This is a genomic window from Paenibacillus sp. SC116 (assembly GCF_024733555.1).
GTDB lineage: Bacteria > Bacillota > Bacilli > Paenibacillales > Paenibacillaceae > Paenibacillus_B.
Window position 1 is genome coordinate 51705 of record NZ_JANIOF010000003.1, and the last position, 18962, is coordinate 70666.

Here is an 18962-nt window from a genome sequence, read left to right on the forward strand (position 1 = left end):
TACATGATTGAAGGGACGAACGAAACATGGCAGCAATGAAACCAATTCGTAAAGTATTAACATTAGCAGGTTCTGATACGAGCGGTGGCGCAGGTATCCAAGCCGACTTGAAAACATTCCAGGAGCGCGGCGTATTTGGAATGACCGCTCTAACAACGGTTGTAACGATGGATCCAGACAAAGAATGGGCGCATGGTGTGTTTCCTATCGCACTATCGACAGTGGAAGAACAGTTGAAAACGATCCTTTCCATTGGTGTAGACGGCATGAAAACAGGAATGCTTGGATCCATCGACATTATTGAGCTTGCGGCACGTATTATTGAAAAGCACAATATTCCTAACGTTGTTGTTGATCCGGTTATGATCTGTAAGGGTCAAGATGAGGCTCTGCACCCAGAGACAAATGATGCATTGCGTGATATTCTCGTACCTAAGGCTACGGTTGTAACGCCAAACTTGTTTGAAGCGGCTCAATTAGCAGGTACAGCGCCGATCAAATCATTAGATGATATGAAGCAAGCTGCGGCACGTATTCAAGAACTTGGTGCGAAATACGTTGTGGTGAAGGGCGGATCGAAGATTGGTCTACCAACTTCTGTAGACGTTGTATATGATGGCAGCACATTTGAAATTCTTGAAGCAGATCGTATCGAAACGACGTATACGCACGGTGCTGGCTGCACATACTCTGCAGCAATTGCAGCGGAATTGGCTAAGGGCTTCACGGTACAAGAGAGTATGGTAACTGCGAAGCGCTTCATTACGGAAGCTATTCGTCATTCCTTCGCACTTAATCAATACGTTGGGCCTTTGCGTCACAATGCATTGCGTTTGACAGAGCACGGAGAAGAGCAATAAGAGATGTGTAACAATAGGCAGTAAGACGCATGTAGAAGCAGTAGCAATCATTTTAACTAAGTATCTTAGAGAAGGAGACAAGCTTCCAAGCTTCAGCGCTTGTAACCCTTTGAAGGATATGGTACAATAATAATACTGTTTTTATAGGCTTATCTCTTTCGAAATACGATGTGATAGGCAACCCTAGGAGGTGGAAGCATGGAAGGATTTTTGACTGTATTGCTTGTTATTTTTTCGATCGGATTGATTTGCACGGTACTTCTGCAACAAGGGAAGAGTGCGGGTCTAGCGGGCGCCATCTCCGGCGGTGCGGAACATTTATTTGGAAAGACGAAAGCACGCGGAGCTGAGCTGTTCTTGCAGCGTCTAACAATGGGATTGGCAGCTGGATTCTTTATTTTGTCCCTTGTCGTTGCTTATTTCATGAAGAACTAATACATGACATATAAGAAACCTTAATCCGATCAGAACGGGTTAAGGTTTTTTTGTGCTATAGAAGGTTATGAAGGCGAAGGCGTTAACGAAGGATTGCTTGTAAGAAAATAATGAGTGATTGAATTATTAATCAATTATAATAGAATTGATTTAATCCCTAGAATGTATGGTGCCGTGAATGAATGGGCATAATCATTTCAGTTACGTGTGCCATTAGCACTAGGGGTATTTTAATTGCTGCATCAATAAGTGAAGTAAAATACGTTAGTTAAATGATCCCGTGCATTCGTCTTTTTATAAGCTTTATACCATTCGCCGGGATGGCTGTATTTGATTTCGTGTATACTAGGTTATATATGAATATACTTGTGGAAGTTGATGGAGTAAGTGTGAGGTGACAACAGATGATAACGGCACAGCAAATTTTAGAATTTATGCAGGAAACAGCATACAAACCGATGACGTATCAGGAGCTGGAGAAGCATTTTGAAATTGAAGATGCTCAGGAATTTAAGGCTTTTCTGAAGACGTTGAATGAACTGGAACATTCCGGACATATCATTCGTACGCGTACAGATCGCTATGGGGTACCAGAACGAATGAATCTGCTGCGCGGCCGTTTGCAGGCCCATGCAAAAGGATTCGGGTTTTTAATTCCAGAAGAGACAGGCCATCCGGACGTATATATTCATGCGAATGATCTTCAGTCCGCGATGAATGGAGATACCATCCTTGTTCGTGTGACGAACAAAGGTCATGATGGTGCACGTTTGGAAGGGGAAATTGTCCGTATTGTAAAACGGGCAGTGGAGCAAGTTGTAGGTGTATTTCAGAACCATGAGTCATTTGGTTTCGTGGTACCTGATGATCGTCGAATCAATCGCGACATCTTTATTGCCCGTGAGGCGATGGCAGGAGCGGTAAGTGGACAGAAGGTAGTTGTCCGTATTGTAAGCTATCCAGAGGGGCGTACAGCGGCACAAGGGGAAGTCATAGAAGTACTTGGACACAAAAATGATCCAGGTGTGGACATTCTATCCGTTATTCGCAAGCATCAGCTGCCAGAGGCATTCCCTGATGAAGTAATGGCAGAGGCGGAAGCGGTGCCAGATTCCATTTCAGAAGAGGAAATTATTAGCCAAGGTCGTCGGGATTTACGGGGTTTCAATATTGTGACGATTGACGGTGAAGATGCAAAGGACTTAGATGACGCTGTTTATGTGGAGCGTCTAGAGAACGGAAACTATAAGCTGGGCGTACACATTGCTGATGTAGGCTACTATGTGCCAGAAGGCTCTGCCTTAGATCGTGAAGCATTTGCGCGCGGCTGCAGTGTGTATCTCGTTGATCGTGTTATTCCGATGCTGCCGCATCGATTATCCAACGGGATTTGCTCCTTGCATCCGCATGTGGATCGCTTAACGCTGTCCTGTGAGATGGAATTTGACGCACAAGGAAAAGTGGTTCGGCATGATATTTTCCCGAGTGTAATTCGCTCAGTGGAGCGGATGACCTATAATAACGTCCGTAAAATTGTTGAGGACGAGGATCCAGAACTGTGTGAACGTTATTCCTACCTTGTCGATAACTTCATGTTAATGAAGGAATTGGCGATGAAGCTGCGCGGCAAGCGTATGGGTCGCGGTGCAATCGACTTCGACTTCCAAGAGTCGAAGGTCATTGTAGACGAGGAAGGCAAGGCAGTAGATATTATCAAGCGTGAACGTTCGATCGCAGAGCAAATTATCGAAGAGTTCATGCTTGCGGCGAATGAGACGGTAGCTGAGCATTTCCATTGGCTGCGCGTACCGTTCCTGTACCGAATCCATGAAGATCCGGACAGTGAGAAGTTGTTGACGTTTATGTCGTTCGCAGCGAACTTTGGTTATGCGGTACGTGGTAAAGGTAATTCCGTTCATCCGCGAGCGCTTCAGTCGTTATTGGAGGAGATCCAAGGAACGCGTGAGCAGACGGTTATTAGCACGATGATGCTTCGTTCGATGAGACAAGCGAAGTATGACGCGGAAAGCACAGGTCATTTTGGCTTGGCAGCGGAATACTATTCCCACTTCACATCACCGATTCGTCGCTATCCTGACTTGGTGATTCATCGTGTTATTCGTGAGGTAGCCGACAATGGAGGATCTTTGACGGAGAAGCGGCATGAGCAGTTGCATGCACGCATGCCTGAAATTGCTCAGCAATCATCCGAGCGCGAGCGGGTTGCGGTAGACGCAGAGCGTGATACAGAGCAGTTGAAGAAGGCGGAGTTCATGCTGGATAAGGTCGGAGAAGAGTTCGACGGAATCATTAGCAGTGTAACGAACTTCGGTATGTTTATTGAGCTGGAAAATACGGTGGAGGGTCTAATCCGTTTGAGCGATTTGTCGGATGACTACTACCATTTCCATGAACAGCATATGATGCTGCTTGGTGAGCGGACAGCCCGAATGTTCCGTATCGGAGACGAAATACGGATTGTGGTTGCAAACGTCAATATGGAGGATCATACGATTGACTTTGCGCTAGTAGGTCAAGCTCAACGTTTTGGTAGCGGGCGCCAAGGTCGTGAATTCGGCTTCGAGCGCAAGAAGCACGGACGCGGCGAGAGTCGTGATGCGGGGCGTGGCGGACGCGAGTCAGGCCGCGGTGGACAAGGCAGCCGTGGAGATAGAGCTGGCAGCGGCGGACAAGGTGGCCGCGGCGGAGACGCAAGAGGCGGACGCAGAGGTCGCGGTGACGAAGCGCGCGGCGGCGCAGCGAGGGATGGACGCCAAGGTCGAGATGGCGGAGCTAACGTAGGCCGTGGCGATCGTCGTGACGCAGGTCGTGGTGGACAAGGCATTCGTGGAGATAGAGCTAGCAGTGGCGGGCAAGGTGGCCGCGGCGGCGAAGCACGCGGTGGAGCGGCAAGAGATGGACGCCGCGGACGCGATGGCGGAGTTTACGGTGGTGGTCGTGGCGATCGTCATGATGCAGGCCGTGGTGGTCAAGGACAGGGACAAGGCGGACGCAACGAACGCTTTGGACGCGGTGATGATCCACGCGGAGGAAAAGGCCGTCGCGACCGCAATGATGGTCGAGATGGTCGTCTGCACGATTTCAATTCGGGTAATGGACGGAAAGACGGACATGGAGCATCTGAGCTGGATAATCAGGGAGGACGCTTCTTGTATGCTGGTGCTTCCCCTCAACAAGGTGGATCTGGTCACGATGCTGGACGTCACAGTAATCAAGATGGATTCGATTCGTGGGGTTCAAGTAATCAAGATGGAAGACAGCAGAACCATGAAGAAAGCGGCGTAAGACGTGATGAAGAGGTATGGTATAACCAAGGGGAATGGCGTGATCGCAATAAGCGTGGCCGCAACCGTCGCGATAGAAACGAGTCGGATAATAACCCTTATGCTAGACCATCTCAGCGTCAACGCGGTCAGGGCGGCATTACCTTCGGCAGCAATGAAGCGGGTGCTCGCGACAATGGGCGTAAGGAAAGAACAGATGCCAATGATAATGCGAACTGGGTAGATCGCCTTGTGAAAGATGCTGAGCGTGAGTCTGGCAGCAATCGTTTTGATTTTGGATCTGGCAAGGGCGGATATGGTCGTTCTCGGGGCCCCTCTTCAGCTGGCCGAGAGGGCGGTAGAGACTCCAGCTTCGACCGAGGTGGCGATTACCGTTCGGGTCGCGGTCAATTAGGCGGCGGCAAGCGCGGTAAACGCAGTATATCTGAAAGTGGTGTGTTCGTCGGTGAGGATTCACCTCAAGCCGCACGCAATCGTTCTGGTGATGCAGAGCAGGCAGCGCATAAGCGCGGCAAGTCGAAGAACAACACTGCAAAGTTCGTGCGTAAGAAACGATAGAAAGTATCTTGATTAGATTGATGCAGATTATTTTTGGGTATATAGTTAGCGAGCTTAAGTAATAAGATGATTGATGTGAAGAACCTTCTGTTCCACCTCTGTCGTGGTTTCGAAGGTTCTTTGCATATCGTTATAGGCTTTTCGTGCATGCAGGAAATACAATGAAAATGTTGAAAGTCTTATGAACGAAACTTATCAGGTACAAAGTAATACAGGTGCTAAATAATTAAATGGATTAATCATCACGATAATATATATAAATGCAATCATACATATAATATGAGTTAGAAAAGGAGCGATGCAGCAATGAACCCATGGGTTATCGATTGGTGGCCGTTGACACAGCGACTCGTACTGGCTGCACTGCTAGGAGGCATTATCGGATTGGAGCGGGAGCGTAGTCGCCACGCAGCAGGTGTACGTACGCATATGCTCGTAAGTATGGGCTCCGCACTTATTATGCTGTTATCTCTATACGGCTTCTCTATGTTCGTGGATGAAGATAATGTACGTATGGACCCGGCTCGTTTATCTGCACAAGTTATAAGCGGTATTGGATTCCTTGGAGCAGGAACGATTATTCGAGACGGATTATCTGTAAAAGGACTTACAACAGCGGCATCGATCTGGGTGGCAGCTGCAATTGGATTATCGGTTGGAGCGGGATTTTATTATGGTGCGCTGTTAACCTGTGTGCTGACGATTATTGCGCTATGGCTGATGAATAAGATGGAATTCCAAGGCCGTGCAGCGAGTTTGCAGTATACATTCCGTATTCGTGGTATGGATGATGGAACGCTGCTACCTTCGATTCGTGCAATGCTTGCTACGATGAAGGTAGAGGTAGATCGCGTTGAGGTTACAAAGGAGATCAGTGCGCAGGCACGTACGGTATGGCAGAAGAGTGAGACTGTAAATGGTACAAACGTATCGCCTGGAGCAGTAGGAGTAGGAACGACAGGAACAGGCGTACAAGGTGCGCAGTCAGATCATGTGGATGGCGTTGAGCTTAAGGAAACGGTGACAATGAAACGTCAAACATCGCTTAAGCTTGAGGTTGTGATTCCACCAAAGGTAGATGCGGTCGATGTGGTGGAGCGTCTTGCGGCAATGGACGAGGTGTTGGAAGTCCGAGGTAAGTAACGGTTGAAGTCATCGATTTTGCACATGGTGGTATTAGGGCATCTTGGTTGGGGGCTTGGTCTGTTCAGAACAGGAATAGGACAAGGTTTCGCTTTGAGATGTACTTAGATGTTGTAGGCAACCCCATCCATTTGGTATAATATTATTCTACACTTTGCTGGAGTATCAGTTCTGGCGGGTGATGATATGCTTGGCAATGGAGGGTAGGTTATGTCGAAGAAGGTTGAGAGCAAGCCGCTGGCTCAGAACAAGAAGGCGTCCCACGATTATTTTATTGAGGACACATACGAGGCGGGTATCGTGCTGACAGGTACGGAGATTAAGTCTTTGCGCAATGGTAGAGCGAATATGAGTGATGCGTTCGCGACGATACGCAATGGCGAAGCGTTTGTGAACAATATGCATATCAGTCCGTTCGAGCAGGGCAATCGCCACAATCCGACGGACCCTACACGTGCACGTAAGTTGCTGCTGCATAAGTCGCAAATTATGAAGCTGCTTGGACTGACGAAGCAGGAAGGCTATACGCTTGTACCGCTTAAGATTTATACGCGCAATGGATATGCGAAGCTGCTGATTGGCCTTGGCCGTGGTAAGAAGAACTACGACAAGCGCGAAACGTCTGCGAAGCGCGATGCAGAGCGTCAGATTCAGCGTGCGCTGCGTGAGAAGCAGAAGTATTAAGTGCTGTTGTAGTGTGTTGAAGCTTATTGTGGCTCGCGTAACGTTTCCTTGCTTAGCAAGGTCATCCAAGGAAGCGGGTAACAGCACTGGCAAGAAGATCACTAACACTTATGATGAGTTTGTGTTATAATAAATTCATCGGCGGCGGTCAACAGAACATGCTGAAGCCGCCGGTACCTTGATAATAGAATAAGGTTTGAGTTTGAACATACGATACATTCTATCGATGCTTCGACTTCCTTAATCTAAAGACGGTAACCCCAGATGGGTGAGCCAGTCGCTTACACTATGGGGGCGTTTTTGGATTCGACGGGGATAGTTCGAGCATGGGTAGCGGGTAGTGGGGACGCGTCCGCTTCATCAACGCTAAAGCCTATTAAACGGCAAAACACAAAACAACTACGCTTTAGCAGCTTAATAACCTGTTAGCGTGCCTCTACTCTCCATCGCCCATGTGGCGGGATAGGGGCTCAACTTTAGTGGGATACGCTGTCACATCTCCGCCTGGGGTGTGCTGAAGAAGACAATCAGGCTGACCCGAAGGGAATCCGGTAACAGGGAGTTCCTAGGGTGACATCAAAACTGTTACTACACCCGTAGAAGCTCATGTGCCGTTATCTTCGGACAGGGGTTCGACTCCCCTCGCCTCCACCAATATGAAAAAGGACACCTCAGAGGTGTCCTTTTTGCGTTGGTGGAGTAGCAAGGGGAGTTGCCCCTGTCAGGGGTTTAGTTCCGCGCGCAGGGAGTGAAAGAGATACATCAGAGCAATTGCTTCACGTATGAGCACGGCATCGATATCCCACCTCTAATATCGTCGGCGGAGGATAAGCGTCGTGAGCAAAGTTAATGGAGATATCGATACTCCCCTCGCCTCCACCATCATTAAGCCGACCGCATGAGGTCGGCTTTTTGCGTTGGAGACGAATTGAAGGGAGTTGAACCCCTGTGAAGGTTCGTCCGCGCACAGGAAGCGGCTGATAAGCTACAGAGGAAATTAGCAGCGAAAGGCACGGCGTTGGTGGCAACCGCAAGGCAATACTACGGAGAATAGCATCGAGGGCAGTTAATCAAGACACTAACACCCCTGGCCTCCATCAAAAAACCAAGAACACCCAGACCGCAAGAGGTCTGGGTGTTCTTTTTTGTGGAGTAGAACAAGGGAGCGGAACCCTGTCAGGGATTCAGTTCCGCGCGCGGAGTGAATGAGATACATCAGAGAAACATCACGTACGAGCACGGTATTGATATCCAACCTCTAATATCGTCGGTGGAGGATAGGCAACGTTAACAATCTGATTGAATGTTTTGACAGCGAAATCATGTTGTGGGTATATTGGTATATACCAACCCAATATTTTGAAAGTTTTTTGGATATAGCCTTGGCCTATATCAGTATTTAGGGCAAAAATTCACCATAGGTAATCAGAGTGTTATATACATTTTATGCTATGTGATGAATCGGGGAACAGAAGATGAAAGTTATTGAAAGTAGTAAGGTAAAGTTTAGTTTGACAATGAACAAGTGGAATCAAATGACTGTCATATTATTAGGTCAACTTATTGCTAGTGTACTTAATATAGACCACGGACTGGATTTTTTAGAAAGTTCAACTCAACAAATTCTTATATAGATATAGTGGTTGGAAGACAGTATTACTAGCTTGAAAGGCCTCTATATGACCTGATTTGTATTTTTGAATGCTGTAGCTATTGTGAGATATTATAAAACTCTTTCCAAAACTGATAGGAGTTTATGGGGAGATTTTAAAATGACAAGCTATCCGTGATAGTTGCAATCTATAAAAGATATGGGAGGTACACTTAATTGGCTAGGACAGTTGATGAAGAAAAAAATCGGATCAGGGTCTTTATTAGAGAGAATAATCATATAGAAACCATGTTGGGATCCATTAATTTGGGATTGGAAATCGGACAAGGTGGTAATGCATTAGTTTATTCAGCTACATGGGGCCGTGGGGAAGTGGCTGTGAAAATATTAGCTGAAGATAGTTCTCTCAAAAAATCTACTAGGTACCAAAGATTTATTACTGAGGTTAGAGAAATAGTGAAATTATCTGATACCAAAGCTGTTGTCCCGATCTATTATACAAGTGAACTATTAATAAATGGAAGTAAGTATCCATTTATGATTATGAAGAAGTACCCAATGACTTTAAATAATTGGATTAAGCACAACAGTATAAATGATATCGAAAAATTAACTGATGTCATTAAACAACTCATGTACTGTCTAAATATTATACATACGCATAATATTGTTCATAGAGATGTAAAGCCTCAGAATATATTGGTTGACTCAGAAGAACAATTTATACTGAGCGATTTTGGGATTTCATGGTTTGATCCAGAGCATTATGAGCGATTAGTAAAAACGGAAAAAAACGAGCGTCTAGCTAATTTTGGATTCTCCGCTCCAGAGCAGTTTGAAAAAAATCCAGATCCAAAACCTACAATGGATTTATATGCCTTAGGTCAAATTATTCAATGGCTTGTTACCGGATCTACAACCAGAGGTGTAGGAAGACCTTTATTGGGAGAAAGAGAGAGTAGCTTTGCAGTTCTTGACTCTTTAGTTGACAGGCTAATACAACATGATCCGCAACACAGGCCTCAATCTATATCTGAGATGAATCAGTTACTTAAAGAAGCTTTAACTCCTCCTGTGTATATTGAGTCTGAAGAAGATCGAGTAATACGAGTCCTAAGAAATTTTGATAAATTAATTCGATTAGCATGTCCAGGAAAAAGAGGAATTATAAGAATCACAGAACCTCGAAAAATTGAATATATCATGAATCTTTTATCAAATTCCAGTGATATGGAATTATGGTGGACACAAGGAAGTTCTGATTGTTCTATTAATCAGGAAATTAGACGATTGAATGAGCAAACCTGGATTATTGACCATGGAGAGCATTGGATCGAAGAAATATGGATCAAGAAGGATGATTCTCTCGATCATCATTTCGTCCTTTTACAATGTGCTCCTATGGAGAGCTTTGGTATATACGGTGATGGTTCTTACAGATATGAAGAGGCTGCATGGTTTAAAGATAGGTATATTACTCGTCAAGAATATGATGATGGTGTGGCTGAAATTAATGGCGAGGTAATTGAGCTAGAAAGAAGCGCAGAGTTACGTACTAGGGAATTGGAGCGGGATTATCTCTTTATTGCTTCAAAATATAATTCAATTATAGTTGGCAAGAATAGAAGTAGGGTAGATGATGTCTATCACCGACTTAAAAATTTTGAATTAGTCAGTGAAGGTGTATTAAGCAATTTAAATAATCTCAAGAAACATCCGATTTCATTAATGATGAGTTAATAATGAAGCGCCTTGATAATATTCGAGTAAATTTACTAGATTGGTCATTGGAGTAAACAAATATTGTATGGGAGTGATATGATGGGGTTCTACACCGCTGCGTTACGAAATGCACTCGATAATCCGACAACTTCAGATAATATCCGCTTTATGTACACGAAATGTATCACAAATTTTCCTGGTGATTTTATTCATCGAATACTTTTATATGAAGACGGAACAACTGAATATCATAGAATTATGAAGGGAAGTACTGAATTAGCGAATGTAAGAAAGGGAAAAGCGGTCGTCATTCTACAATCACTTGAGTTTAATAAGGAAACCGTGCATGATATCGATGGTTTCATTGAAATAAACGTGGCTTCTGCGATAAATAAGCTTAGAAACTTATCCTATGATTAGTTTTTTTGATCTATCAGGGAGTCTGTAGGTAAAGTTAAAACTATCACCCATAGCAGTTCATCTAATTTTATCTTCGGATAGGGAGCGACTTTACTCGTCTCCGCAAAAAACAAATACACCTAGACTACAAGAGGTCTGGGTGTATTTGTTTTGGGGTAGAAAAAGAAAGTAAATCTTTGCATGAACACCTGTGTATGAAATGTTCAATTGATATGTGACTAGACCAAGATGCATAGATAGTTTATGTAAGAATATGATAGTATATAAACATGGAACAATATTCTAATTATCAACTGTATAAGCCTTCAATTTAAAGTTAGTAAATTAATAAATTTACAGTATTCTTACTGAGATAAATAATAGAAATAGACTGATAAAAACCAAGATAAGTAAATATATTAACCTATTCGAAAGGAAGCCAATGACTGTAATAGTAGATACTTTCATACCTAAAGTCTTATTAATCGATGGAAATCCTGTTCACATACTTGATATTGAGGACTTTAACACAGGACTTAAACGATATTTGGATGAACACTTTGTTTCGATATGTGAGGGAGCGAGTGGCAATGATGTTAAGAGCGTGAAGAAGCGAGTTTTTCGATTTTTAAATAGTAAGGATGATACTACACGTTCTGGTGCTATTGCAGAATTCTTTTTGCATTTGTATTTAAAGAAACAAGGCTACAAACAAGAATGTACTTTTTTGAACCTTGAAGAAGGTTCTATTAAAAAGGGTTTCGATGGTTACTACTCTAAAGATAAAGAAGAATGGATTATGGAAAGCAAGTCTGGAAATATAGAATCAGTAAATATGTCTCATCCAAATAAGGTATCAGAAGCATACAGAGATTTATCCGATAAATTTAATGGTGATGTTTCTAATAATCCATGGCAAAATGCATATAATCATGCTTCAAATATAGATGTAAGCACAGATGCGAATATTAGGCAAAATATAAAAAAACTATCGAATGATTTCAACGATGAAAATTATCCGTCTATAAGTGATTTTAATATTATCCCTTCATCTACAATTTTCTTCAATGGTGGAGAGATAAGTACCGATATTAGTGAGCTCGAAAAGAAAATGAAACGTGCAGTAAGTAGATACAAATTTAAAAAAATATTAATTCTTTGTGTTAATAAAAAATCAATGGGTTTATTTATAGATTATTTAAATTCCTGAAAGAAGGATTTGCATATGAACAAAGCAGAAAAATCAAAATTTACTCAAATAAATAAAATTACTCAGTTTAATGAGGTAATAAAAAAAATAACTACAAATGCTGAACTTTCAACAAAAGAACAAAGTTATATACTAAGTTGTGCAATTGTTTTCATCAAAACTTATGAACTAGATAAACGACATACAAGTTATCTGCAGTTTGGTTATTATATTTTATTAAAATATTCACTTAATTATAGTGATTATCAGCCTTTATACGACTTCTCTATAAATTTTGGGTTTTATCCAATAGCGCGCGAGATTTTAAATAAGGGTCTGTTAAATGTATACAGTATAAATAACGATATAATAGATATGAAAATGGATGGGTTCGAGAAAGGTAATTATTTAGAAACCTATGAGCAGAAGATTATACGTGACAAGATGTTAAATGATACATCATTAAATGTTAGTTTTGTTGCACCAACGTCATTCGGCAAAAGTTCTATTATTGTAGAGCATATATTAAATAATGATCATGATAAAGTGGTAATAATAGTCCCAACAAAATCGTTATTGGTTCAAACATATAGAGCTATAAGACAATCGGAGATTAATAGAAGAATTATTATTCATGATGAAATGTTTCAAGGAGAAGAACGATTTATTGCTATACTAACTCAAGAAAGAGCGTTAAGGGTATTAGATAAGAATGATATTTTTTTTAATGTTTTATTTATTGATGAAGCACATAATTTACTTGAAAGAGATTACAGAAGCATACTTTTATCTAGAGTAATTAGAAAAAATCTTGCTCGTAACCCTTCGCAGAAAGTTGTATATTTATCACCTCTCGTTAACGATAGTAGTAACTTGAAAATATCATCGCAAGAAAATATTAGCGAACAGAGGATAAAACACAATGTAAAAGAACCTGAAATATTTGAATATAGAAAAAATGGAGAGGCATTTCAATATAATAGATTTGTCAATGAATTCTATGCGATTGATTTTTTTAATAGCTACTTAGATTACATCAAAGAAAAAAAAGGTTGTAAAAACTTTATTTATATTAGAAATCCAAAAAAAATAGAGGCATTTGCAAAAGAACTGGCATCAAAAATGGATGATTTAGATAAATCAGAAGAAATTGAAGAGTTGGTTTCTGAATTGAGAGATTTTGTACATGAAGATTTTTATATTATTGATTTATTATCCAAGGGAATAATCTATCTTCATGGTAAAATACCGGACATAGTTAAGGAGTACCTGGAATTTAAATTTAAAGAATTAAATAAGCTAATATTCGTAGTAGCAAATAGTGTTATTTTAGAAGGTATCAACTTGCCTATTGATACACTATACATTTTAAACACGTACAGCCTACAAGCAAAGAAGCTTACAAATTTAATCGGAAGGGTTAATCGACTAAATGAGATTTTTAATAAAGAAGTAAACCATTTAAATAAACTTCTTCCTCCAATTCATTTTGTAAATAATGATACATATGATAGTCCTTCAAGAAATATGGAAAATAAGATAAAACTATTAAGGAGTAGTGTATTCGAGGATATTATTGAGAATCCGGTTCTAGAAAAGTACGATATAGAAAGGCTTAACATTGACAAGAAACGGAAAGATAGCTACATAGAAAAAGCGAACAAGATTATAAAGAATGAAGAGTTAGTCTTGAACGATGATAATGATGCAGTTAGCCAAATGAGAAAGTATTTTATTAATTCCGGCATAGACAATGTATACAACGTCACGGATGAGTTACTAAATAGGTTTATAAGAAATATAGAGAAATTAAAAGATGTTAATTTGATAAAAGAATGGTCAGAATCAGATATAATTAATAAGGTTTACATTGTGTTTATTAAAGATTTCACAGATAGTATTGCTGACTTTGAGTTTTATCGATTATCAGATATTCAAGCTAGAAACTACTATAAAATGTATTTGTTCAATCATCGTGTAAATTCATTGCGTGAAAACATTGAAACCACTTCAAAATATTTTAAAAGAAGGATTAAAGAAGGAAATAGTTTGTTTTATATTGGAGAAACTTATGGTGAGGAAAGAAAATATACTGAAAGATATATTGATGGTGGAAAAGAAGTATATGTTGATTTGTCAAAAAAATCAGACCCTGAAATAACAAACTTAGCTATTGTGAAATTAAAGATAGAAGATGATTTCATTAGCTATAAGCTTAATAAGATGGTAATCGCTTTACATGATTTTAAATTAATTTCTGATGAAGAATATAATTTAGCTATTTACGGAACTAAAGATGAAAAAACAATAAAGTTACTGAAAACAGGGCTCTCAATTAATTTAATTTCACGATTACAGGCTGATAATCAAATTATAAATATATCATTTGACGAAAATTATAACTTAAAGACCAATGATAGCTTCGAATTTTACAGAAGAGCGATGAAAGGATTTTATCGATTCGAGCTAGATAAGTACCTGTAAAATATATTTTAAGTCGGAAATAAAGGCAAAGCTGATCGCTTCACATGTTTTTATAGCAATCAGGAATGAACGAGCCGATCTTGCTTTCAGTCCACCTATAATTGAAAGAGCGAAGTGGGGTGCGACGAAGTTAGAGAATAGACAAACCTTTGATAATTATAGATATGATAATAGAGGATAGTTGACACTGACCTTAGTGACATCATAATGGTTGATTGTTTATATTGAGCATATATTGTGTGTCTGCTAGTTACTTTTCCACTCTCATGAAACCCCCGACCTCATAATATCGGGGGTTTGTCTATGTAACGAAATATACTATTTTGCATTCATATCTGGCTGATAAACGTAGAGTATATTCCTTTTAATATCCATATAATACCCTTACCAAGCTATGCTGGGGAGCGCATGCTTTGGCACTACGACCTTGTCGCCAAGATTAATGATTTTTTCAGTAGAATCATAGTCCCCGATTCTAATTGTACATGCATAAACATTCATAGAACGAAGTATTGCCTTGGTGAAGAAAGTTTTAAAAGAGTGCCGGCTTGATTATACTCGTATCAAAATCGCTACAATGCCCTATGGAAAAGAAGAAACCTATACGCTGAAATATGCATATAAAAAGGGTGTTACCGATTTTTCTCTATAGGGTAACATCAAAACTGTAATATTCACCTATAGCAAGCGGTGGCGTTGTCTTATCTGCATCGTTTACAATAGAGATAACGTATAAAGTGGGGGTATTAGATGAATACTAGATATCGAATTACGAGAAATGCTGACGGTAATCACGCTGATCAAGCTATGTCTATTGATGAATATAAAAACTATTTTGCAACTCAACCGGATTTTGAGTATGCACAGGAGTATTCCTTCCGATCGGCTGAAACGACAATGACGATTCAAGGAGATTTTTTTCTATGGCACCTAGGAGAGGCGACAATTCCATTCCGATATTATGAAGGAGATCTGTATGTAGCAGTATCACATGAGATTATTTTTCAGAAAATGTTAGAAATAGTAGAGCATTTTGATGCTCAATATGTAGAGGGCTAATGGTAGCTACGCTTACTACTAGTGCTTCAGCATATACAGTATATGAAGCAAGTAACAGTAGGCCTTTGTTGGGATGAGTACCCGAACAGCCGAGAAGTATTGGAGCTTTGCATTTCTTAGCAACTGATTATGTCCGCTATTTATTTAATGTCACATTGAATTGATCAACTTAGAGTAGCGAGGAAGCTACTTTTTTGAGGTGATATTTTGGGTAAAAAGCATTTTAGATTGTTAAGATACTTATTTACAGCAATAACATCTATTTTTTTTATATTTGTCTTAATTGATCCAATTAAACAAATATTTTTAGGTTTTTTAACCCTTTCTTCTAGTATTGCTATGTTAATGTACGTCTTTGAAGTAAAGAGAGAAGAAGGGGAATATAGACACAAAATCTCATCAATTATTTCGTGTGTTTTATTTTTTGCAGCTTCGATATATATTTTCAGTGTGAATTTATTAGGTCAATAATTTTTAAATTACACTTCATTTTAAAGCTGAAAAATATTTGGGCATACTTTTGAACAGTATTACAATATGAGAAATAGCGGTTTAAATAGTCGTATCTCATTAAAAGACCCGACTTTATGAGGTCGGGTCTTTATCCATGCAACGGAAAATTTTATTTCGCATTCTTATCCGGCTGGTGAAGGCCAAATATATTTCCTTCCGTATCCATGTAATACCCTTGCCAAGCCATTCCGGGGAGTGCGTACTTTGGCAAAGCAACCTTGCCTCCATGACTAACAATCTTCTCTTCCGTGGAATCGTAGTCGCCAATTCCAATCGTACACGCATAACCATTCATAGCCTGACATGGCTCTGGAGGTGGCCCTTGCCGCTGCATCAAAGCACCATTGATCCCCATTTCATTCTCCTCGCCTGTCACTACTCCGAAATAGGGCATTCCAGCATAGGTGCTCCAATCCTCAAATGTCCATCCAAACACTTCGCCATAAAACTTCTTAGCACGATCCATATCATCTACGTGAATCTCAAAATGAACGACTCTACCCATGATGGCCTCCTATGGTTTGACTTCTTTACTATTTCTTCTATTAGCTTTTCCGTTCCTTTATGTTTTATAAGAATCCTGCAAATGTTTATACACGGCAGTATACTTAGGTGCATCAGTAATAGGTACATCAGCATCTTTAGCATGTAATTTTTATGAAGTTAATCGCTCGAAACAACCATTTTATGGTACATTATCGTAGTGGCATATTACATAAAATGGGAGATGCTAAAGCATGATAGGGAATACGACGGAGAAGGAACGGACGATATTTGATCACGTAGGGAATACGATCAACACCAATGATAGAGAAATTCGAATTCTTGCTAAATATGAAGAACCACTGGTTGTCGTATTAGGAAATGTGCTTAGCGATGAGGAATGTGAGGAGCTTATTGAGCAATCAAGAGAGCGATTGAAGCGCTCTAAAATAGGTGAAGAACGTTCGGTTAATCAAATTAGAACGAGCAGTGGAGTGTTCTGTGAAGAGAGTGAGACGAATTCAAGAATCGAGAAGCGTATCTCTCAAATTATGAGTATCCCCATTGAGCATGGCGATGGTTTGCAAGTTCTGCAATATACCCCTGGCCAAGAGTATAAACCCCACCATGATTTCTTTGCTGAAGCAAGTCGAGCAAGTACTAATAATCGGATAAGTACGCTCGTGATGTATTTGAATGATGTGGAGGAAGGCGGAGAAACGACGTTCCCTATGCTTAATCTTTCGGTCTACCCTAACAAAGGAACGGCAGTTTATTTTGAATATTTTTATGATAATCAGGAATTAAATGAGTCCACCCTGCATGCAGGCACACCAGTAATTAAAGGTGAGAAGTGGGTTGCAACGATGTGGATGAGAAGACAAACCTATCGATAAGTAAAGATAGGTAGATATGATTGAGAATAGGCTGTTTTTGAGTAGTGGATAGTTAGGCGGTTATTAATTCCCCTAGGTGCTTTAAAACTATGACTGCAACCATAAAGGTCATTGTTGCGTTTATGGAGACAGAGCCTCACGTTGGTAAAGGATGACCAGCAATTATTGCTAGTATTAACTTGCTGAGTTATCATCTGCTTGCTTAAAAAAGTATGTAAATGAGAAAGGGTGGGTTTCGATTGAAAAAGAAATTGAAATCAGCATTCGTCGCAACTGTCGTTTGTGCTACCTTCTTGTCTTCATCACAAGCATTTGCAGCTACCATTTTATTCACCAATCCAGACACAATAAACAGTAGCTTTAATCGGTCGGGGGCTGCCGACTATGCTGAAAAGTGGGCTACCACTGCAAATCCCAATTTTGCGAACTATGGTAGTAATTCTGATGGCGGAGACTGCACTAATTTCGTGTCACAAGCTCTTTATGTAGGTGGGAGTCTGCCGTTTAACGGAACAAAGGGTAAAAATAGATTTACAGAGGACTGGTACTACTATGGGCCGCATGTTCCACCAGCTACCAATCCTAGAACATCTTCCTGGACAGCTGCTCATCAATTCCGTCAACACTTTGCAGTGGTTAATGATGTAGGTGGAAAAAAGGCGTGGAGAGCTACACGGTATACGTCACAAGAATTGGTTTCAAACTTTCAGCCCATTTACGATGAACTGTTTCGAGGTGATGTTGTCCAACATGTGGATTCAGCAGGGCACACTTTCCATACGCAAATAGTTAATGGTTATGGCCCAGGTAACGATCTTAAAGTAGCCCAGCACTCCACTAACTCTAATGTGTGGAATAAGGATATTTCATTAAAGTCATATGCAACTTACGGAAACTGGATGGTATCAGTCAAAATTAAAAAATAAAAGCGAGGGAAAGGAGTGAATAAAGATGTTAAGAAAGAAAACTTGGATTGTGTTCACTTTATGTTGTTCTATAGTAGTCGGCGGTTTGGCATTGGCTAATATGAATGGCAATCATGCAAATGCGAATAGCCCAAGTTTGAACGAAAAGCTTACTTATACAACAACGAGTTATGAAGCACAGAAGAAAATTGCTGATGCTCCCGGCGCAACTACAGCGGATGAACAGAAGCTAAAAGAATTGGCAACTAAGGCCGAGAATTTACAGTCAGAATTAGCTCCAAAAAGTGCCTTGGACGAATTTAATGAAGTGTTTGCAGGTTACAAAGATCTACATGCTATCCATAGCACATATTATGCGGACAAAAAGGACTCAACAGATCCCGCAGTTCAGAAAGTTCTATATGAATTAGAACAAAAGGGAAAGCTGATTGCACATTTCGAAAAACCAAAAATGCTTAACTCGGTAAATGGTGAAGAACTGCTTAAGACATTTTATGAAGAAACCTATAAATTGAATCAGAAGCTATACCCTGAAAACTTCAAATAATCCATTCAACTTATCCGTAAAATAATACAACCCCTTCTAGAGACCTCTAAAAAATATTTTCCTTTAAAAATGATAAAGGTGCAGTTCCTCATATTTTGAGAGAATTGCACCTTTTTATTTCTATGGATGTAGTTACCTCCAACAATA

General features: G+C 40.4%; 13 protein-coding genes, 1 other RNA gene and 1 pseudogene. 14 read left to right on the forward strand and 1 reads right to left on the reverse strand.

The annotated features are described in order from the left end of the window. Positions 1 to 35 precede the first annotated feature (35 nt). The 11 genes and pseudogenes from pdxK to NQ117_RS14570 all read left to right on the forward strand — a co-directional run bounded on the left by pdxK (position 36) and on the right by NQ117_RS14570 (position 15450). On the forward strand, positions 36 to 860 hold the full coding sequence (pdxK, locus tag NQ117_RS14520; protein ID WP_258279052.1) for a pyridoxine/pyridoxal/pyridoxamine kinase: 825 nt from the start codon (positions 36 to 38) through the stop codon (positions 858 to 860). A 198-nt stretch (positions 861 to 1058) separates the two neighbouring features. Next, positions 1059 to 1295 carry a preprotein translocase subunit SecG gene (gene secG, locus NQ117_RS14525; RefSeq protein ID WP_144992871.1) on the forward strand — a complete coding sequence of 79 codons (237 nt, stop codon included), beginning with the start codon at positions 1059 to 1061 and terminating at the stop codon, positions 1293 to 1295. A 404-nt stretch (positions 1296 to 1699) separates the two neighbouring features. Beyond that, positions 1700 to 4237, forward strand: a pseudogene (gene rnr, locus NQ117_RS14530) (ribonuclease R); the annotation flags it as partial. Positions 4238 to 5464: 1227 nt separating this feature from the next. Then, the gene (locus NQ117_RS14535; RefSeq protein ID WP_258278752.1) at positions 5465 to 6301 is read left to right on the forward strand and encodes an MgtC/SapB family protein; all 837 of its coding nucleotides are present in this window, start codon (positions 5465 to 5467) and stop codon (positions 6299 to 6301) included. 210 nt (positions 6302 to 6511) lie between these two features. Continuing rightward, complete coding sequence (gene smpB / locus NQ117_RS14540; RefSeq protein WP_258278753.1) at positions 6512 to 6985, forward strand: SsrA-binding protein SmpB; 474 nt, start codon at positions 6512 to 6514, stop codon at positions 6983 to 6985. Positions 6986 to 7275: 290 nt separating this feature from the next. Further along, positions 7276 to 7639: a transfer-messenger RNA gene (gene ssrA, locus NQ117_RS14545) on the forward strand. Positions 7640 to 8813: 1174 nt separating this feature from the next. Next, positions 8814 to 10337, forward strand: coding sequence for a protein kinase domain-containing protein (locus tag NQ117_RS14550; RefSeq protein ID WP_258278754.1), 1524 nt, complete (start codon positions 8814 to 8816; stop codon positions 10335 to 10337). Between the two features lie 63 nt (positions 10338 to 10400). Beyond that, complete coding sequence (locus NQ117_RS14555; protein ID WP_258278755.1) at positions 10401 to 10739, forward strand: hypothetical protein; 339 nt, start codon at positions 10401 to 10403, stop codon at positions 10737 to 10739. Between the two features lie 421 nt (positions 10740 to 11160). Further along, the gene (locus NQ117_RS14560) at positions 11161 to 11928 is read left to right on the forward strand and encodes a Hachiman antiphage defense system protein HamA (protein ID WP_258278756.1); all 768 of its coding nucleotides are present in this window, start codon (positions 11161 to 11163) and stop codon (positions 11926 to 11928) included. A gap of 15 nt (positions 11929 to 11943) precedes the next feature. Next, positions 11944 to 14391: a DEAD/DEAH box helicase gene (locus tag NQ117_RS14565; RefSeq protein WP_258278757.1), complete on the forward strand. Its 2448-nt coding sequence runs from the start codon at positions 11944 to 11946 to the stop codon at positions 14389 to 14391. A gap of 750 nt (positions 14392 to 15141) precedes the next feature. After that, on the forward strand, positions 15142 to 15450 hold the full coding sequence (locus NQ117_RS14570) for a hypothetical protein (RefSeq protein WP_258278758.1): 309 nt from the start codon (positions 15142 to 15144) through the stop codon (positions 15448 to 15450). Positions 15451 to 16072: 622 nt separating this feature from the next. Here the strand turns inward: NQ117_RS14570 and NQ117_RS14575 are convergent. Next, positions 16073 to 16468 (reverse strand): VOC family protein, encoded by a 396-nt coding sequence (locus NQ117_RS14575; protein WP_258278759.1) that lies wholly within the window; start codon positions 16466 to 16468, stop codon positions 16073 to 16075. Positions 16469 to 16700: 232 nt separating this feature from the next. On the opposite strand from NQ117_RS14575, the gene NQ117_RS14580 reads away from it, so the two are divergent. The 3 genes from NQ117_RS14580 to NQ117_RS14590 all read left to right on the forward strand — a co-directional run bounded on the left by NQ117_RS14580 (position 16701) and on the right by NQ117_RS14590 (position 18815). After that, positions 16701 to 17342 carry a 2OG-Fe(II) oxygenase gene (locus NQ117_RS14580; protein WP_258278760.1) on the forward strand — a complete coding sequence of 214 codons (642 nt, stop codon included), beginning with the start codon at positions 16701 to 16703 and terminating at the stop codon, positions 17340 to 17342. A 239-nt stretch (positions 17343 to 17581) separates the two neighbouring features. Continuing rightward, the gene (locus tag NQ117_RS14585) at positions 17582 to 18268 is read left to right on the forward strand and encodes an amidase domain-containing protein (RefSeq protein ID WP_258278761.1); all 687 of its coding nucleotides are present in this window, start codon (positions 17582 to 17584) and stop codon (positions 18266 to 18268) included. A 25-nt stretch (positions 18269 to 18293) separates the two neighbouring features. Then, a complete protein-coding gene (locus NQ117_RS14590; protein ID WP_258278762.1) occupies positions 18294 to 18815 on the forward strand; it encodes a hypothetical protein in 522 nt (173 codons plus the stop codon). The last annotated feature ends 147 nt before the right edge of the window (positions 18816 to 18962 follow it).